The organism is Gilvimarinus gilvus (assembly GCF_030518155.1).
GTDB classification, from domain to species: domain Bacteria; phylum Pseudomonadota; class Gammaproteobacteria; order Pseudomonadales; family Cellvibrionaceae; genus Gilvimarinus; species Gilvimarinus gilvus.
Genome location: NZ_JAULRU010000823.1, coordinates 117,360 through 141,339, shown reverse-complemented (window position 1 = coordinate 141,339; position 23,980 = coordinate 117,360). Strand labels below are relative to the sequence as shown.

General features: G+C 52.6%; 25 protein-coding genes and 1 pseudogene. 15 read left to right on the top strand and 11 right to left on the bottom strand.

Annotated elements, in window-relative coordinates:
• Positions 1 to 30: 30 nt before the first annotated feature.
• The gene (locus tag QWI17_RS22325; RefSeq protein WP_302724750.1) at positions 31 to 456 is read left to right on the top strand and encodes an FKBP-type peptidyl-prolyl cis-trans isomerase; all 426 of its coding nucleotides are present in this window, start codon (positions 31 to 33) and stop codon (positions 454 to 456) included.
• A 137-nt stretch (positions 457 to 593) separates the two neighbouring features.
• Positions 594 to 1,673: a Fic family protein gene (locus QWI17_RS22320; protein ID WP_302724749.1), complete on the top strand. Its 1,080-nt coding sequence runs from the start codon at positions 594 to 596 to the stop codon at positions 1,671 to 1,673.
• 185 nt (positions 1,674 to 1,858) lie between these two features.
• On the opposite strand, the gene QWI17_RS22315 is transcribed toward QWI17_RS22320, so the two are convergent.
• Together QWI17_RS22315 and QWI17_RS22310 are read right to left on the bottom strand one after the other, a co-directional pair.
• Positions 1,859 to 2,098 carry a type II toxin-antitoxin system RelE family toxin gene (locus QWI17_RS22315; RefSeq protein ID WP_302724748.1) on the bottom strand — a complete coding sequence of 80 codons (240 nt, stop codon included), beginning with the start codon at positions 2,096 to 2,098 and terminating at the stop codon, positions 1,859 to 1,861.
• Positions 2,085 to 2,318, bottom strand: a complete 234-nt coding sequence (locus QWI17_RS22310) for an RH3 domain-containing protein (protein ID WP_302724747.1) — start codon at positions 2,316 to 2,318, stop codon at positions 2,085 to 2,087. Before QWI17_RS22310 ends, QWI17_RS22315 begins: the two co-directional genes overlap by 14 nt.
• 801 nt (positions 2,319 to 3,119) lie before the next feature.
• Between QWI17_RS22310 and QWI17_RS22305 the strand changes: the two genes are divergently transcribed.
• The 3 genes and pseudogenes from QWI17_RS22305 (at position 3,120) to QWI17_RS22295 (ending at position 5,296) form a co-directional block, all read left to right on the top strand.
• On the top strand, positions 3,120 to 3,347 hold the full coding sequence (locus QWI17_RS22305; RefSeq protein ID WP_302724746.1) for a helix-turn-helix domain-containing protein: 228 nt from the start codon (positions 3,120 to 3,122) through the stop codon (positions 3,345 to 3,347).
• Complete coding sequence (locus QWI17_RS22300; protein ID WP_302724745.1) at positions 3,340 to 3,780, top strand: hypothetical protein; 441 nt, start codon at positions 3,340 to 3,342, stop codon at positions 3,778 to 3,780. The genes QWI17_RS22305 and QWI17_RS22300 overlap by 8 nt, the downstream gene beginning before the upstream one ends.
• A pseudogene (locus tag QWI17_RS22295) lies at positions 3,752 to 5,296 on the top strand (DUF2075 domain-containing protein). The gene QWI17_RS22300 and the pseudogene QWI17_RS22295 overlap by 29 nt, the downstream one beginning before the upstream one ends.
• 50 nt (positions 5,297 to 5,346) lie before the next feature.
• Here QWI17_RS22295 and QWI17_RS22290 read toward each other — a convergent pair.
• Entirely contained in the window at positions 5,347 to 6,477 is a 1,131-nt protein-coding gene (locus QWI17_RS22290; protein WP_302724744.1) for an MFS transporter, read from the bottom strand.
• 49 nt (positions 6,478 to 6,526) lie between these two features.
• Positions 6,527 to 7,420 (bottom strand): LysR family transcriptional regulator, encoded by an 894-nt coding sequence (locus QWI17_RS22285; protein ID WP_302724743.1) that lies wholly within the window; start codon positions 7,418 to 7,420, stop codon positions 6,527 to 6,529.
• A gap of 122 nt (positions 7,421 to 7,542) precedes the next feature.
• Between QWI17_RS22285 and QWI17_RS22280 the strand changes: the two genes are divergently transcribed.
• From QWI17_RS22280 to QWI17_RS22270, 3 genes are all read left to right on the top strand, one after another.
• On the top strand, positions 7,543 to 8,526 hold the full coding sequence (locus tag QWI17_RS22280) for an LLM class oxidoreductase (protein WP_302724742.1): 984 nt from the start codon (positions 7,543 to 7,545) through the stop codon (positions 8,524 to 8,526).
• A gap of 69 nt (positions 8,527 to 8,595) precedes the next feature.
• On the top strand, positions 8,596 to 9,585 hold the full coding sequence (locus QWI17_RS22275; RefSeq protein ID WP_302724741.1) for a zinc-dependent alcohol dehydrogenase family protein: 990 nt from the start codon (positions 8,596 to 8,598) through the stop codon (positions 9,583 to 9,585).
• A 24-nt stretch (positions 9,586 to 9,609) separates the two neighbouring features.
• Entirely contained in the window at positions 9,610 to 10,413 is an 804-nt protein-coding gene (locus QWI17_RS22270; protein ID WP_302724740.1) for an SDR family NAD(P)-dependent oxidoreductase, read from the top strand.
• Between the two features lie 140 nt (positions 10,414 to 10,553).
• Here QWI17_RS22270 and QWI17_RS22265 read toward each other — a convergent pair whose 3' ends face one another.
• Positions 10,554 to 11,420 carry a YicC/YloC family endoribonuclease gene (locus QWI17_RS22265; protein ID WP_302724739.1) on the bottom strand — a complete coding sequence of 289 codons (867 nt, stop codon included), beginning with the start codon at positions 11,418 to 11,420 and terminating at the stop codon, positions 10,554 to 10,556.
• 122 nt (positions 11,421 to 11,542) lie between these two features.
• Between QWI17_RS22265 and rph the strand changes: the two genes are divergently transcribed.
• The gene (gene rph, locus QWI17_RS22260) at positions 11,543 to 12,268 is read left to right on the top strand and encodes a ribonuclease PH (protein WP_302724738.1); all 726 of its coding nucleotides are present in this window, start codon (positions 11,543 to 11,545) and stop codon (positions 12,266 to 12,268) included.
• Positions 12,269 to 12,299: 31 nt separating this feature from the next.
• Here rph and QWI17_RS22255 read toward each other — a convergent pair whose 3' ends face one another.
• A complete protein-coding gene (locus QWI17_RS22255; RefSeq protein WP_302724737.1) occupies positions 12,300 to 13,070 on the bottom strand; it encodes an exodeoxyribonuclease III in 771 nt (256 codons plus the stop codon).
• 209 nt (positions 13,071 to 13,279) lie between these two features.
• Here QWI17_RS22255 and pyrE point away from each other — a divergent pair, with 209 nt between their 5' ends.
• Positions 13,280 to 13,921, top strand: coding sequence for an orotate phosphoribosyltransferase (pyrE, locus tag QWI17_RS22250; RefSeq protein ID WP_302724736.1), 642 nt, complete (start codon positions 13,280 to 13,282; stop codon positions 13,919 to 13,921).
• 9 nt (positions 13,922 to 13,930) lie between these two features.
• Complete coding sequence (locus tag QWI17_RS22245) at positions 13,931 to 14,557, top strand: hypothetical protein (protein WP_302724735.1); 627 nt, start codon at positions 13,931 to 13,933, stop codon at positions 14,555 to 14,557.
• Between the two features lie 21 nt (positions 14,558 to 14,578).
• On the opposite strand, the gene slmA is transcribed toward QWI17_RS22245, so the two are convergent.
• From slmA to coaBC, 4 genes are read right to left on the bottom strand one after another with little or no spacing between them, the layout of a single operon-like run.
• Complete coding sequence (slmA, locus tag QWI17_RS22240) at positions 14,579 to 15,187, bottom strand: nucleoid occlusion factor SlmA (RefSeq protein ID WP_302724734.1); 609 nt, start codon at positions 15,185 to 15,187, stop codon at positions 14,579 to 14,581.
• A 39-nt stretch (positions 15,188 to 15,226) separates the two neighbouring features.
• Positions 15,227 to 16,132, bottom strand: a complete 906-nt coding sequence (gene argB, locus QWI17_RS22235; RefSeq protein WP_302724733.1) for an acetylglutamate kinase — start codon at positions 16,130 to 16,132, stop codon at positions 15,227 to 15,229.
• A 2-nt stretch (positions 16,133 to 16,134) separates the two neighbouring features.
• Positions 16,135 to 18,684, bottom strand: coding sequence for a phosphomannomutase/phosphoglucomutase (locus tag QWI17_RS22230; RefSeq protein ID WP_302724732.1), 2,550 nt, complete (start codon positions 18,682 to 18,684; stop codon positions 16,135 to 16,137).
• Positions 18,681 to 19,898: a bifunctional phosphopantothenoylcysteine decarboxylase/phosphopantothenate--cysteine ligase CoaBC gene (gene coaBC, locus QWI17_RS22225; protein ID WP_302724731.1), complete on the bottom strand. Its 1,218-nt coding sequence runs from the start codon at positions 19,896 to 19,898 to the stop codon at positions 18,681 to 18,683. Before coaBC ends, QWI17_RS22230 begins: the two co-directional genes overlap by 4 nt.
• A gap of 254 nt (positions 19,899 to 20,152) precedes the next feature.
• On the opposite strand from coaBC, the gene radC reads away from it, so the two are divergent.
• The 3 genes from radC (at position 20,153) to rpmG (ending at position 21,511) form a co-directional block, all read left to right on the top strand.
• Complete coding sequence (radC, locus tag QWI17_RS22220; protein WP_302724730.1) at positions 20,153 to 20,827, top strand: RadC family protein; 675 nt, start codon at positions 20,153 to 20,155, stop codon at positions 20,825 to 20,827.
• A 275-nt stretch (positions 20,828 to 21,102) separates the two neighbouring features.
• Positions 21,103 to 21,339, top strand: coding sequence for a 50S ribosomal protein L28 (gene rpmB / locus QWI17_RS22215; protein WP_302724729.1), 237 nt, complete (start codon positions 21,103 to 21,105; stop codon positions 21,337 to 21,339).
• A gap of 16 nt (positions 21,340 to 21,355) precedes the next feature.
• Positions 21,356 to 21,511, top strand: a complete 156-nt coding sequence (gene rpmG, locus QWI17_RS22210; RefSeq protein ID WP_302724728.1) for a 50S ribosomal protein L33 — start codon at positions 21,356 to 21,358, stop codon at positions 21,509 to 21,511.
• Positions 21,512 to 21,644: 133 nt separating this feature from the next.
• Here rpmG and rpiA read toward each other — a convergent pair whose 3' ends face one another.
• Positions 21,645 to 22,319, bottom strand: coding sequence for a ribose-5-phosphate isomerase RpiA (gene rpiA / locus QWI17_RS22205; protein ID WP_302724727.1), 675 nt, complete (start codon positions 22,317 to 22,319; stop codon positions 21,645 to 21,647).
• A 141-nt stretch (positions 22,320 to 22,460) separates the two neighbouring features.
• Here rpiA and ilvA point away from each other — a divergent pair, with 141 nt between their 5' ends.
• Positions 22,461 to 23,975: a threonine ammonia-lyase, biosynthetic gene (gene ilvA, locus QWI17_RS22200; protein WP_302724726.1), complete on the top strand. Its 1,515-nt coding sequence runs from the start codon at positions 22,461 to 22,463 to the stop codon at positions 23,973 to 23,975.
• Positions 23,976 to 23,980 lie beyond the last annotated feature (5 nt).

Here is a 23,980-nt window from a genome sequence, read left to right as displayed (position 1 = left end):
TAAACTAACCGATTTACCACGTACAGAACCATGGCATCGAAAAAACTCAACAAAGGCTCCTCCGGACAAAACCGCGCCGCCAGCGAAAGCTATATCGACAAATACCGCCAGAAAGACGGCGTGCAGGAAACCACCACGGGCCTGCTCTACCGCATGCTGGAAGCAGGCGACGGCATGACCCCTACCGAAACTGACACCGTCGAGGTGAATCAACGCATTCAACTGATCGGTGGCAAAATCATCGGCGATACCTACAAAGAAGGCATGCCCGACGAATTCACCATGAAAGAGGCCATACCCGGCATTCGCGAGGGCCTGCAGCTGATGCACGAGGGCGCCCGCTACGAGTTCGTCGTACCGCCTGAACTGGCCTGGGGTAAAAAGGGTGTGGGTAATAAAATTGGGCCCAATGCCGTGCTGATTTTTGATTTAAGGTTATTGAAGGTGGTGTTTTAGCCGGTTGTATAGATACCCGGCTCAACGAGTATAGGAAGCTAAGAAAAATATACATTTCCACACAATATGTATAGAATGTGCGAAAATCTATACATATATTTGCGCCGTCGTTCGAGCCAAAACCGCAGGCATCACCTATGGAGATTCAGCCCCCTGTACTCCCTCTGCCCAATATCACTGAATTGGAGACCCGGGCAGTTCTGAAAAAAGCGGCTGAAGCGCATCGTTTTTTGGCGGAGCTAAAAGGCGTAGCGGCCACCATTCCCAACGAAGCCATTCTGATCAATACATTGAGCCTGCAAGAAGCGAAGGACAGCTCCGAGATCGAGAACATCGTCACCACCCACGACGAGCTTTACAAGGCAAGTCTGTTTGAGGAAAACCTGCCCAACCCAGCCGCCAAAGAGGTGCAAGACTACGCTGTTGCTCTCAAGCAAGGGTTTCAGGTTGTGCGCCATCAAAAGCTGATTCGGCTGTCAGATATTCTAGCCATCCAGCAAACTCTTGAAAAAAACAACGCGGGCTTTCGTCGTTTGCCGGGTACCGAACTTAAAAGCTCCAGAACCGGTGAAGTCGTCTACACACCACCACAGCATGCCGAAGCTATTGCTCAGCTAATGGACAATCTGGTGGCGTATATCAACGACGAGGCTCTCTGTGATGCTGACCCTCTGGTTAAGATGGCGATTATTCATCATCAGTTTGAAAGCATTCACCCCTTCTACGACGGAAACGGTCGTACCGGCCGTATTCTGAATATGCTTTACTTGGTGGCAAAAGACCTGCTTAACCTGCCTGTTCTGTACTTGAGCCGTTTTCTTATCCGCAACAAAGCCGATTATTATCAACACCTCCAGACGGTGCGAGTGACAGGTGATTGGGGGCCCTGGTTGCTGTACATGCTTGAGGGGGTTTCCAACACAGCCCAAAATACCATTGCGTTGATTAAGGAAATAAAAAAATTGATGAAGGCCTATAAGCACCGTCTGCGCGAGGAGCTGCCTAAAATCTACCGTCAGGAGTTGTTAAACAATATGTTTAACCACCCCTACACCAAGATTGAGTTCGTTATGGAGGACTTGTCCGTCTCGCGTATCACGGCGACCAAGTATCTTGAGAAATTGGTAGAACATGATTTTTTGGAAAAGCAAAAAATTGGCCGCGCTAACTACTATATCAATACGCCCCTGTGTAGTTTGTTAATGGCGCACAGCTAATGGTGCTATTAATTTGCAAAAGTAATGTAAAAAAAGAATGTATGGGTTTGCTGGCGTTTTATGCCCAACATGTTCATAAAATGGCTAGCAGGCTGATGTATTCCAGCGGCCACTGCTCCACCCGCCGAATATCGGCAAGCGTGATAGGAGTACTGATCCCTCTACCCGCGCTGGCAGACATGCTTTCAGTGGCCAACTTTCACAACCGTTACGACAAGAAGCTCATCCGCCACTTCATATATGATTCTGTACACACCCTGCCGGATTCGGTATCGCTCTTGCCCCGAAAGCTTTTCACTGTCGACTGGACGGGGATCCTCCCGCAGCTTCTCCATGCGCTGAACAATGCGTGCAACATCTTTATTTGGGATTGGACGAAGATCTTTAGAAACAGATTTCTTGAATACAAGCTTATAGTTTGCCATGAGCCTTCAAATCGTCCAGCAAAGCCTCATAGCTTATGGTTGGCTCAGAAACCCGTTCCTCAAACGCCACCAGATCTTCCTGATCCTCAGCCAATGCCGCACGAACCGCCTCATTGACGATATCTGACAACGAGCGATGCGTATGTGCCGCCTTCAGCCGCAACGCAGCGTGTATCTGGGGGTCAAAATAAACCGTAGAGCGCTTCGAGGTCTCGCCCATGAAATTCTCCCATCAAGTTGACGCTATAACATTATAGCGTCAAAGCGTTAACGCATCAATTCGCTAGCGGAGTAGGCCTCGCCCGTTGTCTTATCACCATGATTGATCCAGGCCGCCAGACGCTGGTACAGGCTCAAGCGCTTTTTGGAAAAAGTGTGGCTGTCCCAGAATTGTCCAGCTGTCCCAGAATTGTCCAGTGGGACGGGTGGCTCATGGCCGAGCCCATCTTTTGCCCAGCTTCGGTTTTGCCTATACCAACCCCTGACTGGTGCGCACGCCGCCTGGTAAATCGGTTAAGTAGAGGGTGCTGAAGTTGGTTTTTTGAAGAGGGAGGGAGCGGTGCACGGGGAACGGTATACGGGCGATGGGGCCTCGAGGCCATTGGGCGTGTTGTTATCGAAAATGCCGCAGGCCGGACTTGGTGCCGCTAAATAAATAGATAGTCTTCCGATAGCCTTTTAGTAATTGCCGGTAATGTCTGTGTTTGCATACCCCTCCTCCAGCCAATCCGTTACAAGAACCATAAGCGTATCCTCAGGCAGCCTTAAGCGGCCTCTTATGGCGCACTCCCATACACAGAGTACACCCCAGCCATTGGCTGTCAGCTCCTCGCATGCCTTTTCGTCTCTTTGGGTATTGGTGGTAAGTTTGTCTAGCCAAAACTCAGTTCTCGATTTCGGCAGTACAAACAGTGGGCAGTTGTGCATATGCCAGAAAAATTTCTCACGAAGCAAGTGTGACTTATAGTCCGTAGGCTCATTGTCTACATGATTGGATGATCTGATACATAAGGAGATACTTATGTCAGATCACTTACTTGTTGCTATTGGCCAGAACCTCAAAGCTATTCGTCTAAGAAGAAACTTGTCTCAAGAGAGCTTAGCCTCCCTTGCTGATTTAGATCGGACCTATATCAGTGGTGTCGAGCGTGGCAAGCGTAATGTCAGCATAATCAATTTATTCAAAATCGCTCAAGCCCTCAATGTAAAAGCTTCAGAACTGATTGACATTGGTGTTGCCCATGATTAATCCGGCGATGTATTCAAGTCCTTTGGGTTCATTCTTAGATGAAAGTACGGATTCTATTGTTGGAAAACTAACTGCGGTTCACACGCAAAATCTCCGGAATGTTGCTACTCAAGCATGGATATCAGAAATTGAAATTTTAAAAGGTGCTTTGAAGGGGGTAGACACGGAAGGTGCTTACATTTTCCTTGAATTTTATATTCCAAGAATAGGTAGGCGAGCTGACGTTGTGATAATTATTAAGGGGCTAATATTTGTTGTTGAGTTTAAGGTTGGGGCCAAATCTTTTTTTGCTGAGGATGTTCGTCAAAGTCATGGTTACGCTTTGGACTTAAAAAACTTTCACAAAGGAAGTCATGACAAGCTTATTGTGCCAATGCTTTTGGCAACACATTCAGAAGAAATAAATGATAAGCTATTTTTGGACATTCGATAATGTTGCTAGAGTGATAAGAATAGCGCCGTCACAATTAGTTCGTACGATTAGCAGCGTTATTAAAGAAACTAATGCTCAGTGTTTTGATGTAAATGGGTGGTTGTCATCTGGCTATCTTCCTACGCCTACAATCATAGAGGCTGCACAAGCGCTATACGGCTCTCATAGTGTAGCTGACATAACTCGAAGTGAAGCCGATAAACCTTGTATCGTCACTACGAGCACAAAAATAAACGAAATCATTCGATACAGTAAAGAGAGGAAGAGGAAGTCTATCTGTTTCGTGACGGGCGTTCCAGGTGCAGGAAAAACATTAGTTGGTCTGAATGTCGCTAGCGAGCACTCCACTCCAGATGACTCACTTTACTCAGTATTTCTTAGCGGAAACGGACCTTTAGTCTCTGTTCTTCAAGAAGCGTTAGCTCGAGATCAAAAAAAGAATATTGATATTCCACTCAAGGACGCGCGCCGAAAAACCGAACAAATGATACAAAATATACATCGGTTTCGAGATGCTCACCTTGATGGCAGTACTCCCCCAGAACAAGTTGCCATTTTTGATGAAGCACAACGGGCCTGGAACGTGGATCAAACCAGTGCGTTTATGCAAAAAAAGCGTGGAAAGCCAGAATTTTTAATGTCGGAGCCAGAGCTTTTAGTTGAATATATGGATCGTCATAAACAGTGGTCCGTAATTGTTGCGCTTGTTGGTGGTGGTCAGGAAATAAACACTGGTGAGGTGGGCCTATTTGGTTGGATTGAAGCTCTCAGTAATAGGTTTAGTCATTGGGATATTTATTATTCAAATAAGCTTTTTGAGGGGGCCTATGTTACAGATGGACTGAGTGAGTCGTCTTTTTCTAAAGCTCAATCAATGGAAGAGTTACATTTGGCAACATCTATACGCTCCTTCAGGGCGGAATATCTATCCAATGCGGTTCATCACCTAATCAATGGGGACGATCGATCGACCAAAGTAGAGATCAGTAGTCTCGAAAGTTTATACCTTATTCGTGTTACTCGGAGTCTTGAGGATGCAAAACGATGGATTAGGGGGCGCCAGCGTGGCATTGAATCGGCAGGAGTGATCGCATCTTCTGGTGCCCACCGGCTGAGGTCAAAAGGTATTTTTGTAAAAAACGAGATTGATCCAAGAAACTGGTTTCTTAATTGTTTTGAGGACGTTAGGTCTTCGAATTGTCTCGAAGAAGTGGCTACTGAGTTTCAAGTTCAAGGCTTGGAGCTTGATTGGTGCTTAGTCGCTTGGGATGCTGACTATAGGTTCACTGGTGATCGCTTTGAGTATTGGCAATTTAAGGGCAGTAAGTGGTAGAGGCGAAAAAATGCAGATAGCCAGCGATATCTTACAAATACCTATCGGGTACTTCTAACTAGGGCGAGGCAAGGGATGATTATTTACGTGCCCGAAGGGGATAGTACAGATGAAACCAGAGCTCCTGAATTTTATGATGGGACTTATAATTACTTGTTATCCTGTGGTGCTCAGCCTCTCTGAATAATAAGTAAGGGCATTGGATGAGATTCAGTTGGTTTTAGGTGCTAGATTCACCGGCAACTCCCTTTCGCGTTTACCACCACCAACACCAACAGTGCTGCCAAACACCAGAAAGACGTAGTAAGGCCGACCCATTCAGCGACAAAACCAATCAGTGCCGGGCCGATGAGGATGCCGGCGTAGCCGGCGGTGGTAACGGCGGCGATGGCGAGTGCGGGGGGCATGTCTTTTTGTTGGCCGGCGCGGCGGAATAGTACGGGAACAATGTTGGCGAGCCCCAGGCCGATTAGCGTAAAGCCTGCGAGCGAAATGCTTGTTTGGTCGATGGCCAGTAAAACCACAAAGCCCGCAACCGAGAGGCACCCGCTGCTGACGAGTAAACGGTAATCGCCAAAGCGGGTGGCGAGTCGGTCACCGTTAAGGCGGCCCGCAACCATGGCCATGGCAAACAGCATATAACCCAAACCGCCGTGGCTTGCCTGCACTTTTTCCGTTGCCACAATAAGCAGTGCGCTCCAGTCGAGAATGCCGCCCTCGGCTAGAAAGGCGATGGCGGTAAGCGCGGCAATAAGCCAAATTTTACCGCGCGGCATGGCCAGTGTTGCATCGCCTGCGGGTGGGCGGTCGCGCAGTAATTTGGGGGCGGAACAGGCCATCGCCCCAATCATGATCACGGCGCCTGCCAGGCATGCGGTTAATAAATTCAATTGCAATGACAGCAGCAAGGTAATAAAGCCCGCACCGATAAACGCACCCAAACTGAACATGGCGTGAAAGCCTGACATAAGAGGTTTGTCCGATGCCTGCTCTACCTCAATCGCGTGCAGGTTAATGGCAACATCCAGTGAGCCCATGGCGGCGCCGAAGGCGAATAAAAATACACCGAGCACTTCAATGCTGGTGGCGTAAGGTAACAGCGGTAAAATTAATGCGAGGGCAAAACCACTGATCAGAATCACCGGCCGGCTGCCAATACGCGCCGCAATAATACCGGTTAGCACCATGGCAACCAGAGAGCCAAAACCGATACACAAAAGCAGCACACCCAGAATGGCTTCGCTAATGCCTAAATTACTTTTAATAAAAGGCACCATCGGCGCCCAGCAGGCAATACCAAACCCCGCCACTAAAAAACCGAGGCGGGTGGCTAAGCGAGTGGCGGGCGTGTTGGAGTTAGGCATCGGGAGAGTGTGGCGGTTTCATCATCAGGCGCCAGTGTAGCATGATGCTTTATTGCTCCCAGTAAGGTATTCCACTGTATAAGCCGGCAAAATAATCAATAAACGCCCGCACTTTGGGGGCCAGTTGCCGCGAGCTGGGGTAGACGGCCCAGAGGGAGGTGTTGGACACCAGCGGGTAGTCTTTAAGAATATGCACCAGTTCGCCGCTGCGCAATTGTTGATAGGCGCTCCAGGTGGAGTTGATGGTGATGCCAATGCCCTGCACGCAGGCGTCGCGCACGGCCTCGCCGTTGTCGGTGCGCAGTTTGGCCTTAATTTTGAGCGCGATTGGCCCCTCGGGGCCGGTAAAGCGCCAGGTGTCTAATCCGGTGAGTGTCAGGCATTGGTGCTGGATCAGTTCGTGCGGTGTTTGCGGCACACCAAACTCTTCTAGGTAGGAAGGCGCGGCGCAGAGTATGCGGTTATCCGGTGCCAGCTTGCGGGCGATCAGGCTGGAGTTTTTAAGCTCGGCATTGCGAATGGCGATATCAAAACCGCCTTCAACTAAATCCACAATCGCGTCCGAGAAGCGGCAGTCGATGGTCAGGTTGGGGTAGGCTCGCATAAAGCCATGCATTTGCGGCATCAAATGCATGCGCCCGAAAGACGCCGGGGCGGTGATACGCAAGGTGCCGCTGGGGTCGTGATTGCCCCGGCCTATGGCGGCCTCGGCCGCCTCAACGCTGGCGAGCACATCTTCGGCGTGGGGTAAGAATGCCTCGCCGTCTTCGGTGAGCGATACATGCCGGGTGGTGCGGTGTACCAGCCGCGTTGCCAAGCTCTTCTCTAGCTTGTTGATATAGGCACTGGCCACCGCTGGCGACAGGTTTTGCTCTTCGCCGGCCTGGCTGATGTTGTGCGTGCTCGCCACGCGAACGAACAGACGTAAATGCTCTATATTCATAGTATTTTCAACAGAATCTTAAAAGTGATTGTTTAAAAAACGGCATTATCAACAGGTTTAAGTATAAATATACTGGCCCTTATCGATAAGCGCAAAGCTTTACGAGCCGAAGGAGCCACGCTGTGAATACATTTGCCCCTATTGCCGAGTCATTTCAGACGCTAAACGCCGCCTTTACCCGCGTGTTTCGGCCCTCGCGTTTAACCCTGGGGTTAGTGGCGCCGCTGGAGCGCTACCCCGACAGCCCGGTGCCGACAATGCAGGCGCACATTGAGCGTACCCGGCTGGCTGAGCAACTGGGCTTTGCCGCGCTTTGGCTGCGCGATGTGCCCTTTAATGTGCCCTCGTTTGGCGATGCCGGTCAGATCTATGACCCCTTCGTGTACCTGGGCTATCTCGCGGCTCAAACCTCTGATATTGCTTTGGGGGTATCCAGCATTGTGCTGCCGCTGCGCCACCCCGCCCATGTGGCAAAAGCGGCGGCCAGTGTGGATCAGTTAAGCGGCGGGCGCTTGCTGTTGGGCGTGGCCTCGGGCGATCGGCCGCAAGAGTACCCGGCGATGAACTTCCCCTTTGCCGATCGCGCAGAGCGCTTTCGCGATGCCCTGCAATACATTCAGAGCGCCTGGCACAGCCCGGCCCAGGTCAATAACCGCTACGGCCAACTGAGCCCGGAGCTGGAGTTACTGCCCAAGCCCGCTGCGCGCGAAGTGCCCTTGCTGATTACCGGCTCCAGCCAGCAGGCGCCCGAGTGGATTGCGCAAAACGGCCACGGCTGGATGCTTTACCCGCGCGCTACCGACCAACAAAAAATTGTTATTGATGCGTGGCGATCGCAGGTAAGAGCGGCCGGTGGTCCTGCCAAGCCGGTTATGCAGCCGCTGTATATCGATTTGGCCGAAAACCCGGATGCAAAACCCGAGGCAATTCACCTGGGGCTACGCGTGGGCAGCCGCCATTTGGTGGAGTACCTGCACGCGCTGCAAGACATTGGCATAAATCATGTAGCGCTTAATTTGCGATTTAACCGCGCCCCTATTGAAGCGACGCTGGAGGTTTTGGCCCGTGATGTATTGCCCGAATTTCCCAGCGTGCCATTGGTATAAGCGGCCCAACCCGGCCCGCAAACTTTGTCCGCACCCTTTATTTTTTTAATTAATTTTCAGGAGAACACTATGCAAGCAATGACCTTAACCCAGTACGGCAGCAGTGAGCACTTTACCTTGAGCGAGATCGCCAAGCCCGAGGTTAAGCCCGGCCATGTTTTGGTGAGCATCGCCGCCACCAGTGTTAACCCAGTGGACTACAAAATTCGCACCGCCGGGGACGACTTACCCTTTGCCCCGGCTCTGCCCGCCGTGTTGGGAATGGACTTTGCCGGTACCGTTGACGCGGTCGGTGAAGGCGTGACGGATTTTGCCGTAGGGGATGAAGTTTACGGCTGCGCCGGTGGCTTGGCGGACTTACCCGGTACTCTGGCCGAGTACATGGTCGCCGATGCGCGCTTGATGGCGCACAAACCCAAAACCTTAAGCATGGCCGAGGCTGCCGCTTTGCCGTTGGTGAGCATTACCGCCTTTGAAGGCCTTACCCGCGCCGGTGTCAGCGCCGGGCAAAAAGTATTGGTACACGGTGGTTCCGGTGGTGTTGGGCATATTGCCGCGCAGCTGGCCAAACAATTAGGCGCCGAGGTGTATGCCACCGGTGGCGGCGACAAGCAGCTGCAACTGATTGAATCGTTCGGGGCGACAGGCATCAACTACAAAACCCAAGCGGTGGATGAGTATGTCGAGCAGCACACCGCGGGCAAAGGCTTCGATGTGATTTACGACACCGTCGGCGATGCCAACCTGCTTAATTCGTTTCAGGCGATTGCGCTGAACGGCCAAATTGCAACGACCTCTACCATGTCGGAAATCGACTTAACCTTGGCTCATATTAAAGGCGCCAGCATGCACATTGTGTTTATGTTATTGCCGATGCTGCACAACGTCGGGCGCGAGCGCCACGGCGAAATTTTAAAGCAGGTGGCGAGCATTGTGGATGCCGGCGAGCTGAAGCCGATACTGACCGAGCAACAATTTACCCTGGCCGAAACCGCCGCCGCGCACGATTACGCCGAGAGCGGACAGGGCATGGGCAAAGTGGTTATTACCATTTCGTAGTGAACCTTAAACACGGAGAGCACCATGAGCAAAGCGATTTTGATTACCGGCGCAACCGATGGCATTGGCCTGTTAACCGCACAAAAGTTAGCGGCGCTTGGTCACTCGCTGCTGATTCACGGGCGCAGTGAGACCATGCTAAACGCCGCCGCAAAAACCTTACGCGAGTGTGGTGCGGTATCTATTAGCACCTACCGGGCGGATTTTTCCGATCTGGCCGAGGTGGCGGCCATGGTGCAACAAATCAAAAGCCAGAGTGTCGCGCCGGATGTGATTATCAATAACGCCGGTGTTTACAAAATCGCCCAACCGCTTAATGCCAGTGGGCAGGATGTTCGCTTTGTGGTGAACACCCTCGCCCCCTACTTATTAACCACCAGCTTGTTACCACTGATGCCGCCCGGCGGCCGGGTAATCAATTTATCATCCGCCGCTCAGGCACCGGTGGATTTACAGGCGCTGGCAGGCAAAAAAATCTTGAACGACGACTTTGCAGCCTACGCGCAAAGCAAACTGGCACTCACCATGTGGTCGCGCCAGCTTGGCCTTGAGCTAAAGAGCAAAGGGCCGGCGGTAATCGCGGTTAACCCCGGCTCGTTACTCGCCAGTAAAATGGTGAAAGAAGGTTTTGGTGTTGCCGGTAACGATTTAAATATAGGAGCCGACATTCTGTTAAAGGCCGCTTTGAACCCAGAGTTTGCCCAGGCCTCCGGGCTTTACTTTGACAATGATAAAGGAACGTTTGCCGATCCTCATCCGGATGCATTAGACGAAGTAAAAGGCGGTAAAGTCATGAGGGAACTCAACAGGCTGATAAACATTGAATAGCTGTGCGCCAAAGTATTACAGCCGCGCCGCCATGTTGAGTAGATGTGGCTAGTTGGGTGAGGACATATTATGAGAGTCTGATGACGGATGCGTGATGTCGGATGTAAAAGCGTCAGACATCCGACCTCAGACGTCTGACTTTATTCTATATTCTGCACCTGCTCGCGCATTTGTTCGATCAGTACTTTTAATTCTACCGCCGCTTGAGTGGTTTCACTGACGACGGATTTGCTGGAGAGGGTGTTGGCTTCGCGGTTGAGCTCTTGCATTAAAAAGTCGAGGCGACGGCCGAGGGAGTTCTTTTGTTTTAATGTGCGACGCACTTCCTGCACGTGGGTGTCGAGGCGGTCGAGTTCTTCGTCGACGTCGGCCTTTTGCGCCATCATAACAATTTCTTGTTCCAGTCGGTCGGGGTCCAGCTCCACTTGCAGGGCGGCGATTTTCTCGGCCAGTTTGTCGCGCTGCGCCTGAAGAATTTCCGGCATGCGTTCGCGCAGTTGCGCTACGTGTTCGGCAATGCTTACCAAGCGTTGTTCGATAAAGCTGGCCAGTTCATTGCCTTCGCGTGCGCGGTGCTCAACAAGTTGATCGAGGGTATCGCTAAACAGTGCAAGTGCGCTTGCGTGCAGAGACTCCCGATCCATTTCCTGAGTGACTTGTACACCGGGCCAGCGCAGCACTTCCAGTGGGTTGATAGCGGCACAGTTGGGTACCTGGGCATCGATACGGGTACAGGCATCCGCCAGCTGTGCCAGACGTTCGCTGTCGAGGCCAATTTTGCCGGCACTTGCCTGTTCGGGCTGGAAGTTGATAGTGACTTCGAGTTTGCCGCGTTGCAGTTTGGTGCGAATGATTTCTCGCAGCTTCGGTTCTATTTCGCGAAAGTCGTCGCCCAGGCGCAAATGCATTTCCAGATAGCGGTGATTAACACTGCGAACTTCCCAGGTCAGGGTGTAGTCTGTTTGCTTACTTTCTAAGCGGGCGAAGCCGGTCATGCTGCGTGGCATTGTCAGTCCTTACAAATCTGGGGCTCGGGGTGGTAGAGATTACCCCCCGTTAAACGTTAACATGGTCTGATCTTATCACACCCTAACCTTCGTTAGGCTCGCGACACAACAGGATTTAACCTATGCAAAGGCCGAGTGGAAGACAGCCCGAACAGCTGCGCCCAATCAAGATTACCCGCAACTACACCAAGCACGCCGAGGGCTCTGTATTGGTCGAATTTGGTGATACCAAGGTCATTTGTACCGCCAGTGTGGTGCCCGGGGTACCGCCTTTCTTGCGGGGTAAAGACCAGGGGTGGCTAACGGCCGAATACGGCATGTTGCCACGCTCGACTGGCAGTCGCATGGGCCGTGAAGCCGCACGCGGCAAGCAAGGTGGCCGCACCGTAGAAATTCAGCGCCTGATTGGCCGCTCACTGCGCGCCGCGGTAGATTTAAACCAGTTGGGCGAAAATACCCTGCACATCGACTGCGACGTTATCCAGGCCGATGGCGGCACACGCACCGCGTCTATTACCGGTGCCTGGGTTGCTATCGCAGATGCCATCGCTTACATGAAAAAAGAGGGTATGACCAAGGGCGACCCGCTCCTGCGCGCCATTGCCTCTGTTTCGGTGGGTGTTTACCAAGGCGTTCCGGTGCTCGATTTGGATTACCCGGAAGACTCCAACGCCGATACGGATATGAACGTGGTCATGGCGAACGATGGCGGCATTATCGAAATTCAGGGCACCGCCGAGGCCGACCCGTTTACCGAAGAGCAGTTTACCGCGATGTTTGCGTTGGCGAAGCTGGGAATTGCCGAACTCAACAAGCTGCAGCAAGAGGCACTGACGTCTGACGTCTGACGTCGGTCGTCAGACAGGGCGCCAGGCGCCCTTACAACTCCATATCGTAATCAACAATCACCGGTAGGTGGGTTGAGAAGGTGGTGGTCTTGTAGATCGCGCCGTACTCGACCTTTTGGCCAATGGCGTTAGAGGCGACCTGAAAGTCGGTGCGCCAGCCGGGGCCCTGGCCCATTTTTCCTTCGGGCCACCAGGTGTACTCGTCGGGGTCGCGAATGGCGCGGCGAAAGGCATCGACATAGCCAATCTGGTTGAACAGCTGGCTCAGCCACTGGCGCTCGTGGGGCAGGAAGCCCGAGTCGTGCTGCATTGCGTCGGAATCGGTTACATCGCGCGGCGTATGCGCCATCTGCCAGTTGCCACAGAATATGTACTCGCGGCGCTTGCGGGTGATTTTGTCCATATGGGCTTGCAGGTCATCGAAGAACTTAATCTTCACTTCCTGAGATTCCGCTTCGGAGCTAGCGCTCGGTGCCAGCAGTGAGCCGATGCTCATGTGCTCGTAGTCGATTTGCAGATAGCGGCCTTCCATATCCACACCCGATGAGAAGCCCAGGCCAAAGATCAGGGCTTTAGGTTGTTGGCGGGTATAGATAGCCACTCCGTTGTAGTGTGGAGTACCGGAGTCGAAAAAATAAGCGAAGTAACCTTCCGGGTGAAACACCGGATCGTCCAGCTCGTATTCGAGCGCACGCAAATCCTGCAGACAGATAACGTCTGCATCTTGATTACCCAGCCAGTCGTACAGGCCTCGTTGCGCCGCTTGAAAGATACCGTCGACGCTCAGACTGATCACTCTCATGTTAGCCCCTTTGTTACGGACTGTGTATGATACCCGAGCCGAAAGCTATTGTGTTATGCGTTATCGGACGTAGCGGCAATTCAGAGAGACTTTTTACCCTTTTTTATTGTTGTTGGTTAAAAAATCGTCATTCTACGGCGCACTGCGTGGCAACCGCTCCTCGTTTATAATAGCCTGTTTTCACTAAAACACTACAGGAAGCCGACCCTATGAAAGACTATCAGCGCAAATTTATCGATCTGGCTATTGAAAAGCAGGCCTTATTATTCGGTGAGTTTACGCTCAAGTCGGGTCGTGTGAGCCCTTATTTCTTTAACGCTGGCCGCTTTTTTCAAACCGGTAAAGGGCTGGCTTTGTTGGGCCAATTTTACGCTCAGGCAATTGTCGATGCCGGCATTGAGTTCGATCTGGTGTTCGGCCCTGCCTATAAAGGTATACCGCTGGCCAGCGCTACTGCAGTGGCACTGGCTGAGCATCACAACCGTGATGTGCCCTACTGTTTCAATCGCAAAGAGGCCAAGGCCCACGGCGAGGGCGGAACATTAGTAGGTGCACCGCTTGAAGGTCGTGCGCTTATTATTGATGATGTGATTACGGCGGGCACCGCGGTGCGTGAGGTGATGGATATTCTCGCGGCCGAAACCGCCAAACCGGCGGCGGTTGTGATTGGTCTGGATCGGCAGGAGCGGGGTCAGGGTGAGCTCAGCGCGATTCAGGAAGTTGAGCGGGATTACGACATTCCGGTGGTAAATATTGTTAACCTAGGCGATATTATTAATTACCTTGAATCTGAGGGCGATGCGCAAAAACTTGATACGGTGCGTCGCTACCGTGCTCAGTACGGCGTTTAGGAGTTGATTATGCTAACCAGATGGGTTGCTGTTGGTGTTTTACTGACGATGAGTTGCGCAGTGATGGCGCAGCTCGGTGATGAGGATACGACAACCAATGTCTTATTCCGTTACACCAATGACAAGGGCAATCTGGTGGTGGAGCAAAGTATTCCACCAGCGGCCGCGGCCGGTGGTTATGAGATTATTACCGAACAGGGGCGGGTATTAAAAAAGGTACCGAAGGCCCTGCAAGGTGAGGACGCGGTTAAATATGCCGAGCGTTTGCGCCGGGAAGCACAGCTGGCCGAGTGGGATGCCAAGCTGAAGCGCCGCTACAGTAGCATCAAGGATATTGAGGCGGCGAAAAAGCGCGCACTCAGTGAATTGAGCGGTAACCTCGGTATATTGCGTTCAAATTTGTCGGGTGTCGTTAGTCGGTTGGAAGAGCAGCAGCGCCTGGCTGGCGTTAAAGAGCGCAATGCTCAGAAAATTCCGCAAACGGTATTGGATAATATTGCCAGCCTGGAGTCAGAGCGTGTTGAGGTGATTCGTCAAATCGCTACACGTGAGAACGAGCTGGCACAAAGGGCCAAAACATTTGATCGTGATATTGAGCGCTTTCGCGTCATACTGGGAGAAACGCCAGCGCCTTAAAGGCGGGCGTTTGGGGCGGGCTTACATCGGCGGGTTTTCACGCATCAGCCCTGCGGCTAATGCTTGCCATTGATCTTGCCAGTATTCCGTTGGTAAGCGTTTGAATTCGCTGCGCACAAATTGGGTGATTCGCCCGTCCACCAAAGAGATAAGCAAATTAGCGGCGGCCGAAAGTGGTAAGTTCGGGCGCAGCCCTTCACGCAATTCCGCCTCCCGGATAACCTGTTTAAGCTGCGTTTCAACGCGTTCAAACAGCTGTGCTACGCGTATGCGCAAACGATCGGTTTCGCCGGTGAGTGCGTCGCCGGTGAGCAGCCGGGTGATGCCTGGGTTGCGCTCAGTAAAGCTTAGCAGCAAAAAAAGAATTTTCTCACAGCGTACAAGAGCCTGCGGTTCTTCACTTAAAATTAAGTTCACCCGGCTAAATATGGTCTCTTCAATAAACTCGATGAGCCCTTCAAACATTTTTGATTTGCTGGGGAAGTGACGATAAAGGGCTGCTTCAGACACACCAACTTCTTTCGCCAGTGCCGCTGTGGTAATTCGCTCACCCGGGCTGGCTTCTAGCATGCTGGCCAGTGCTTCGAGAATCTGTTGGCGGCGGGATACCTTTTGATTGGATTTACTCATAGCGCTGACTCAATATTCCTTGTTTAAAAGCGATTGTGGTTACAACGAAGCTTTGTTGGTAATCAGTGTGCCGACACCTATATCGGTAAATATTTCCAGCAGAACCGCATGCGATACCCGGCCATCGACGATGTGCGCAGATGTTACGCCACACTTAACCGCATCCAGAGCGCAGCCGATTTTAGGCAGCATGCCGCCGTAAATGGTACCGTCTGCTATCAGCTCGTCCACTTGTTGGGTCGACAGTCCAGTGAGAATTTCACCCTGTTTGTTCATTAAGCCGGCTACGTTGGTCAGTAGCATAAGCTTTTCTGCTTGCAGTACCTCGGCGATTTTTCCGGCAACCAGATCGGCGTTAATGTTATAGCTGGCCCCGTCCTTACCCACGCCAATAGGTGCAATCACCGGAATAAAGTTACTGTTTAGTAACATATCGATGACCGACTTATTGATTGAGGCCACTTCGCCGACATGACCTATGTCGATGATTTCAGACGCCGAAACTTCCGGTGATTGAGAGGTAACTTCAAGTTTTTTAGCGCGAATTAACTGCCCGTCTTTACCGGTAATGCCGATCGCTTCACCGCCATTGCGGTTAATGAGGCTGACAATCTGTTTGTTTACAGTGGCGCCAAGCACCATTTCCACCACGTCCATGGTTTTGCTGTCAGTGACACGCATGCCATTTACAAATTGCGAGTCAATATTCAGGCGCTTGAGCAAATCGCCAATTTGTGGGCCGCCACCGTGAACGACAATCGGGTTCATGCCGACCAGCTTCATCATCACGATGTCGCGGGCGAAACTATTTTGCAGTTCTTCGTCTACCATGGCGTTGCCGCCAAATTTAACCACGATGGTTTTGCCGGTAAAACGTTGAATATAAGGCAGCGCTTCTGCCAGTACGTGGGCGATATTCATCGCCTCATCGCGATTTAGAGACATAGTTAAAAATCCAGGTTCAAATTCTTGTTGATTTTTCGCAGTTCGCGTTTAAACAGCTTTTTAATTTGGTCGATAATTTCGTCAGTTTCTGCCTCAAATCGCAGTGTTATTTCAGCGCCTGTGTTGGATGCCCGTACCAGCCCCCAGCCTTTGGCGAAATCAACGCGTAAACCATCAATGGTGGTGGGTTTGCCCGTTTGGAAGTCACCTTGCTCGATTAATTGTTCGACCAAAGTAAATTTTTCTTGTTCGGGCACTTCTATGCGGTACTCCGGCGTGCTTGGCAGCATGGGGAATGCCGCAAAAGCTTCCTCAATCGTTTGATCGCGCAGGGTAATAATTTCCATGAGTCGCGCAGCGGCGTAGAGGCCGTCGTCAAAACCGTACCAGCGCTCCTTAAAGAAAATGTGGCCCGAATACTCGCCGCCGATAAGCGCGCCGGTCTCTATCATTTTGCGCTTCATGTGGGAGTGGCCGGTTTTCCACATAATGGGGCGCCCACCATAACTGGAAACGAGCTGGTTGAGCTGTTTGGAACACTTTACATCGAACAGTACGTCTGCCCCCGGGTTGCGCGACAGCACATCTTTGGCGAACAGCATTAACAGCTGGTCGGGCCAGATAATATCACCGGAAGGTGTTACTACCACCACGCGATCACCGTCACCGTCTAATGCAATGCCCAAGTCGGCACCGGTTTCTTGTACTTTGGCGATTAAGTCTTGCAGGTTTTCAGGCTTGCTCGGATCGGGTGGATGATTCGGGAAGGTGCCGTCGAGCTCACAGTAAAGTTCGATAACATCGCAACCCAACTCCTCAAACAGTTGTGGCGCCACCAAGCCTGGTACGGCATTGCCGGCATCGACGACAACGGTAAGTTGGCCGGCGAGTGCAACGTCTGAGAAAATACGCTCGATGTAATCGGCTGTAATATTTTCCTGGCTTTCTTCACCGTTGCCATCCAGGTAGCGTTCTTGGGCAATGCGCGAGCGTAAATCTTTAATGCCATTGTCCGATAGGGTCTCACCGTTAATAACGATTTTAAAGCCGTTGTTGAGTGGTCCGTTGTGGCTGGCGGTGACCATCACCCCGCTGCTCGTGTCTTCCAGTTCGGCCGTCGCAAAGTGCATGACGGGGGTGGGCACCTGACCAATGTTAATAACATCACAGCCGGTGCTGAGAATGCCCTCGATCAAACCCTCACACAGCTCAGGGCTGTGCGTCCGACCGTCGCGTGCCACTACAATGGTGTCTTCGCCCTGATCCTGTACTTCACTGCCCAGGGCTTGGCCGATTCGTTTGGCCAGTGCGGGCGAAATCCCGTTCTCTTTTACCTCGCCGCGGATGTCATAAGCCCGGAAAATTTCGTCGGGTAAGCTGTCATCATTGCCCGCTGCGTAAGTGGCGGCCGCTGGCGCTTTTTTGCGAGGGGCGGCGCTGTCCAGTCCGAGAATGTCCGCGTCTTCTTCGACGACTGAGATGTCGAGTATGTCCTGTGATTGATATAGCCCGCCCGGTGTCGCGCTCGCAACAGTTTCGGATTTTTCCTGGTCGTCTTCGGCAGCGGCGTCTTTGAATTGCTGAGGCAGCACCAGGCCTTCATCGCCGGGGCCTTGTTTGGGGCGAACCAGAACACGAGCCAATATCAGTGAGAGGGCAAGCCCGGCTGTTGCGCAAAGACAAACAACCACCAACCATAGGCCGGGCAGTTCACTGGCATTGGCAATGAGCACCGCTGAGGGCGTAAAAGCAACACTCAGGTAGGAGCCTGGCACCTTGGCCGTGGCGCTGTCACCGGCATTGCCCTGGCCGGCACTTGTGAGTGCTACCGGTCTGACGCTCGAGAATGTTTGTTGCAGCGTATATTGCCCCAGTGAGAGGTCGGCACTGGTAACGGAATGCTCCAGAGCGTCGCTGGCGTAGGTGGCGAGAAGGCTGCCTGCGGCTATTTCTTCACCCTCGACAGGCACCGGAACGGCAATTTGCAGTTGCCAGCCGTCTTCCAGCGGAGCCGCCTCGGCTAATGTATCGAGCCGACGAGTGCTGCGGCGCACTAAATCCAGTTCGGCAAAGCGCACAGGGGCCGCTGTATCGACAATGGTGTGCTCGGTTCCTTTGGGGAAGGCGCGAACGGCGAGCAGTTCACCTTTTATGACACTAATGCCATTAAGCACTTGCTGTGCGGTATCGCGTTCGCCCGCTTGCATTGCGGAAATTAAGTTGGGGCTGCTGGCCCACAGCGCAACGTCGTCGCGCAGCGATTTTATGTGTTGATCAATGCTGGCGGCCGTTTTTGTTGCGGCTTCCTGTGAGTACTGCTCTACACGTTGCTGTTGTTTGCTTTCCACCATAACGCCGTAGAGCCACCAGCCCAGAATCACGTTAATGGCCAGCGACGCTGCAACCAAAATGGCAAGCGCTTTATGGCGTCGGGCGTGAAACTGCTTTTTGGCCTCCAGTGCGCGCTTTTCGCCACGGGTAAGTTTGGCCGCGTTGGGGTCTGCTGGTGCAATGTCGGGGTTTTGTTGTTTTGCGCCCGGCTTCTCACTCATGGTGTGGTGTCCTTAGCCTGTTCACTCTTGTTTGCCAGTAGCTCGATTAAATCCCGGGCTAGCTGCGCTTTGCTTCGTTGATCGAGACGTATGTCACCGGAACGGTCAATAATGGTGACGGCGTTTTCGTCGCTGTTAAATCCAATGTGGTCGTCGCTAACGTCATTGGCAATAATACAATGGACGCCTTTTTTTACTCTTTTGGCGCGCGCGTACTCCAGTACATTTTCAGTTTCTGCGGCAAACGCTACGCTGTATACGGCCGGGTATTGTTTTACCACACTGGCAATGATGTCTGGGTTGGGTACGAGGCTCAGCGTAAGGGTTGCCTCCCCCTGCTTCTTTATTTTGTGCTCACTGATCGCCTCTGGGCGGTAGTCGCACACCGCGGCGCCGCCGATGAACATGTCGCAATGTTCTGCAGCTTGCATGCTGGCGGTCAGCATTTGTTCTGCGCTGTCGATACTGACGAATTCTACCCGATCTGGTGCGGGCAGTTGACTGGGGCCCGAGATCAAGGTGACCCTGGCACCAGCCTCCACAGCGGCAGTCGCTAATGCGTAGCCCATTTTACCTGAGCTGTGATTACTAATGTAGCGTACCGGGTCGAGAGCTTCGCGGGTAGGGCCGGCGGTGATGACAACGTGCTTGCCCGCGAGCAGGCCAGATTCGAAACTCGCAGCCAGCTGTTCTACCAGTTCCAACGGCTCTAGCATTCGCCCGGGCCCCACTTCGCCACAGGCCTGGCTGCCTACCCCAGGGCCGTAAATGGCTGCGAGTTTCGCTTTTAGTGTGGATAAATTCTCTTGAGTGGTGGGGTTTTCCCACATGGCTTGATTCATCGCCGGAGCAATCATCACCGGGGCTCGGGTGGCCAGGCATATGGTGGTTAACAGGTCGTTGCCCATGCCGCTGGCAAGGCGTGCCATAAAGTCGGCCGATGCCGGCGCAATCAGTACCCTGTCAGCCCAGCGCGCGAGTTCAATGTGGCCCATTGCGGCTTCGGCAGCGGGGTCGAGCAGTGAGGTGTGCACCGGGTTGCCCGACAAAGCCTGTAGGGTGAGCGCTGTGATGAACTCTTGTGCCGCCTCCGTCATGACCACCGCCACGTCGGCGCCTTGCTCACGCAGCCCGCGAATCAGCTCGGCCGACTTGTAGGCCGCGATACCGCCGGTAACGCCCAGTAGTACTCGCTTGTTTTGCAGAGTGGACATGCTTTTCCCTTCGCGCGAACGCGCCGCTTTATAATTCGCCAGGTGCTGCTGTGGTAAGCGCTGACCTACGTTGCAGGGTATGTAAGTAGTTGCTCGCCTATTCCATAAAGATAACATTCAATGGCCCGGATCGCACCCGCCTCGGCACGTAAATTAATAATCACTTGAATTTTCCACAGGGGCGACGACACTACTAGAGGAGGCCCAAGGGGCAATCAGGGACGATAACCGTTTTACAGTGCAAGGGAGTTGCTATGTCGATACAACACTGGCCGGCGGCAGAAAGGCCGCGCGAGAAGTTATTGGAGCGCGGTGCCAGCGCTCTATCCGATGCCGAGTTGCTGGCAATATTTTTACGCACCGGGTGCGCCGGCAAGTCGGCCGTGGACCTAGCCCGCGAGTTGCTGGTGCAGTTTGGTGGTTTGCGTCCGCTGCTGGAAGCTCCACGCGATCGCTTTTGTGCGGGGTTAGGGCTTGGCGATGCCAAATACACGCAATTGGCTGCGGTGCTGGAAATGGCGCGGCGCCATCTCGGTGAGTCTTTGCGCGCGGGTGATGTGCTCACCAGCCCTGACACGGTGCGGCAATTTTTGGTGTCTCAATTACGCCACTGCCAGCGAGAAGTGTTTGCGCTACTACTGCTCGATAACCAACACCAGCTGATTCGCTACGAGCCGCTCTTTGAGGGCACTCTCGATAGTGCCAGTGTGTACCCGCGTGAAGTGGTCAAATTGGTGCTGCAGTACAATGTGGCGGCTGTGATATTGGCCCATAATCACCCCTCAGGTGTGGCGGAGCCCAGCCAGGCGGATTTGGGTATTACCCGCAAGTTGATCGATGCGCTGGAGCTGGTGGGGGTGAGGGTTCTCGATCATATGATTGTGGGCGATGGCTGTGTGACCTCGTTCGCCGAGCGGGGGCTGATTTAGCCCGTCGTGGGTCAAAAACCAGTTTTTTTGGCTAAAAAAGCAGCTAAGCGTTGCTATTGAGGGTCGCTTTTGGTATAAAACGCGGCTCTTCGCGGCCGGGTTGCTGAACAAGGCATCCATTAAGGCCCTCTTGGGAGTTTTCGGACCGTTCGAACCCCTCGAGTAAAGGCCGCATTGGTATAAATTGGCTGCTCAATGAATCCAGCTCTGGGCCACCGGGGCCGATGCTCACCCAGGTGGCGCAGCGCGTTATAAATTGGTTAAGAGGCAACTCCATGTCTAAGGTATGTCAGGTTACCGGCAAGCGTCCCGTAACTGGAAACAACGTTTCTCACGCAAAAAACCACACTAAGCGTCGTTTTTTGCCAAATTTGCACTCTCATCGTTTCTGGGTAGAAGCCGAGAAGCGTTTTGTTAAGTTGCGCGTTTCTTCTAAAGGTATGCGTATTATCGACAAGCGTGGCATTGAAGTCGTATTGGCTGAACTGCGCGCTCGCGGTGAAAAAGTCTAATCGAGGAGAATAAATCATGCGCGAGAAGATTCGTTTGAATTCAAGTGCCGGTACCGGTCATTTCTACACGACCGACAAGAACAAGCGCACCATGCCTGAGAAAATGGAGATCAAAAAATACGATCCCGTTGCTCGCAAGCATGTGATGTACAAAGAAGGCAAAATCAAGTAAATCGATTTTGACCCGATACAAAAAAGCCCGGCCAGAGATGGTCGGGCTTTTTTGTTGGTAGGGCGAGAAGACGATAAACGGGGAACGGTTAAAGGTTAACGGTTGCGGCTCGTTCCCCGTAGACCGTACACCGTTATTTTGGGTATAGCTTTTCCACCGCGTCGCTGCGACCTAGCAGCAGTACGTCGGCGCCACGCTGGGCAAACAAGCCATTGGCGACTACGCCGGTGATTTGGTTGATTTGCAGCTCCAGCTCTTTGGGGTTAACAATCGACAGGTTGTGAACATCCAAAATGACGTTGCCGTTGTCGGTGACAACGCCTTCGCGGTATACCGGATCGCCGCCGAGCTTAACCAGCTCGCGCGCCACGTAAGAGCGAGCCATAGGAATGACTTCTACCGGTAATGGGAACTCGCCCAGCACCGAAACCCACTTGCTTTCGTCGGCGATACAGACAAATTCCCTGGCCACCGCGCGGACAATTTTTTCCCGGGTAAGGGCTGAGCCGCCGCCTTTGATCAGTGCAAGTTGTGCGTTGGACTCGTCGGCGCCGTCGATATAGGCGACCAATTCACTGACCTCGTTTAAATCCAGCACTTCGATACCGAGCGCTTTGAGCTTGGTTGCCGAAGCGTCGGAGCTGGCCACGGCGCCGGCAAAATCATCCTTAAGCTCGTCGAGCATATCGATAAAAAAGTTGGCGGTAGAGCCGGTGCCAATACCGAGGATGCTGTCTTTTTCCAACTTGGGGGCAATGTAGTCGATGGCGGCGCGCGCTACGGCTTGCTTGAGTTGATCCTGATTCATAGTGCTCTCGTTTGTTCGGTTTAATCCATTATAAGCGGTTGTGCGCGAATTATCAGCGCCTGTCACGCTTCTGTGCGTGTAACCGATGGCCAAATTGTTTATCATGCAGCGGTTCTGTTTCTCTTAATTTAAGGCACTGCTATGGCCGACTCTTACATCAAACGTATTCTCAACGCTCGCATCTACGATTTAGCTATTGAGACGCCGCTCGAGTCGGCTCGCTTGATTTCCCAGCGTACCAATAACAACGTTCTGCTGAAACGTGAAGATTTGCAGCCGGTATTCTCCTTTAAAATTCGCGGAGCATATAACAAGTTGTTGCAACTGACCGAAGAGGAGCGAGCTTGTGGTGTTATTGCGGCGTCGGCCGGTAACCATGCTCAGGGGCTGGCGCTAGGAGCGCAGCACTTGGGTGTAAAAGCCGTCATTGTAATGCCACGCACGACCCCCGCGATTAAAGTGGACGCGGTGCGCGCGCGCGGTGCAAAGGTTGTTTTGCACGGTGATAACTTCGATGAGGCCGCGGCTTACACGCAAAAGTTGATTGCTGAAAAAGGCTATACCTATATCCATCCCTTTGACGACCCGGACGTGATTGCCGGGCAGGGCACAGTGGCCATGGAAATTTTGCGTCAATACCCCAAGCATATCGACGCTATTTTCGTTGCTGTGGGTGGCGGTGGCCTTTGTGCCGGCGTTGCTGCTTATGTGAAATATGTGCGCCCGGATGTCAAAGTCTTCGCCGTAGAGTCTGAAGAGTCGGCCTGTCTTGCCGCAGCGCTGGAGAAAAACCGTCGGGTGAAGCTGCCTCAGGTGGGGATCTTTGCCGACGGGGTGGCCGTGGCACAAATTGGTAAGGAAACCTTTCGAATTTTGAAAAAGACCATCGATGGCGTTATTACCGTCAACACGGATGAGATCTGTGCCGGCATTAAAGATATTTTTGAAGACACGCGTTCTATTGCTGAGCCTGCCGGTGCGGTGAGTGTGGCGGGTTTAAAAAAATACGTCGCTGAAAACGGTATAACAGGGCAGACGTTAGTGGCCATTGATTGCGGGGCCAATATCAACTTTGATCGCCTGCGCTATATTTCCGAGCGCACCGAAATTGGTGAGAAACGCGAGGCGGTTTTAGCGGTAACCATTCCCGAGCGCCCGGGTGCCTATAAAGAATTTTGTAAGGCGTTGGGTCGGCGCAGTATTACCGAGTTCAACTATCGCTTTGCTGACACCGACAAAGCGCGTATTTTTGTCGGTATTCAGGTGAGCGCCGATCCCGCCGACCGCGATGAGCTGGTCAGTGACTTGCGTGGGCAGGGCTATGACCTTGTGGATATGACCGATAACGAATTGGCCAAGTTGCATATCCGGCATATGGTGGGTGGTCACGCCGCCGAGGTGAAAGACGAAATGGTGTTTCGTTTTGAGTTTCCCGAGCGACCCGGTGCGTTGTTGCAGTTTTTAACGCAAGTGGCCGGCCGTTGGAATATATCGCTATTCCACTATCGCAACCACGGCTCCGCTTTTGGTCGTGTCCTGGTGGGCATGGAAGTGCCACCTAAAGAGCGCGCTCAGGTACGTAAGTTTTTGGCCGAGATTAACTACCCGTTTTGGGAAGAGACCGATAACGAAGCGTATCAGTATTTTTTGGGGTAAAAGAA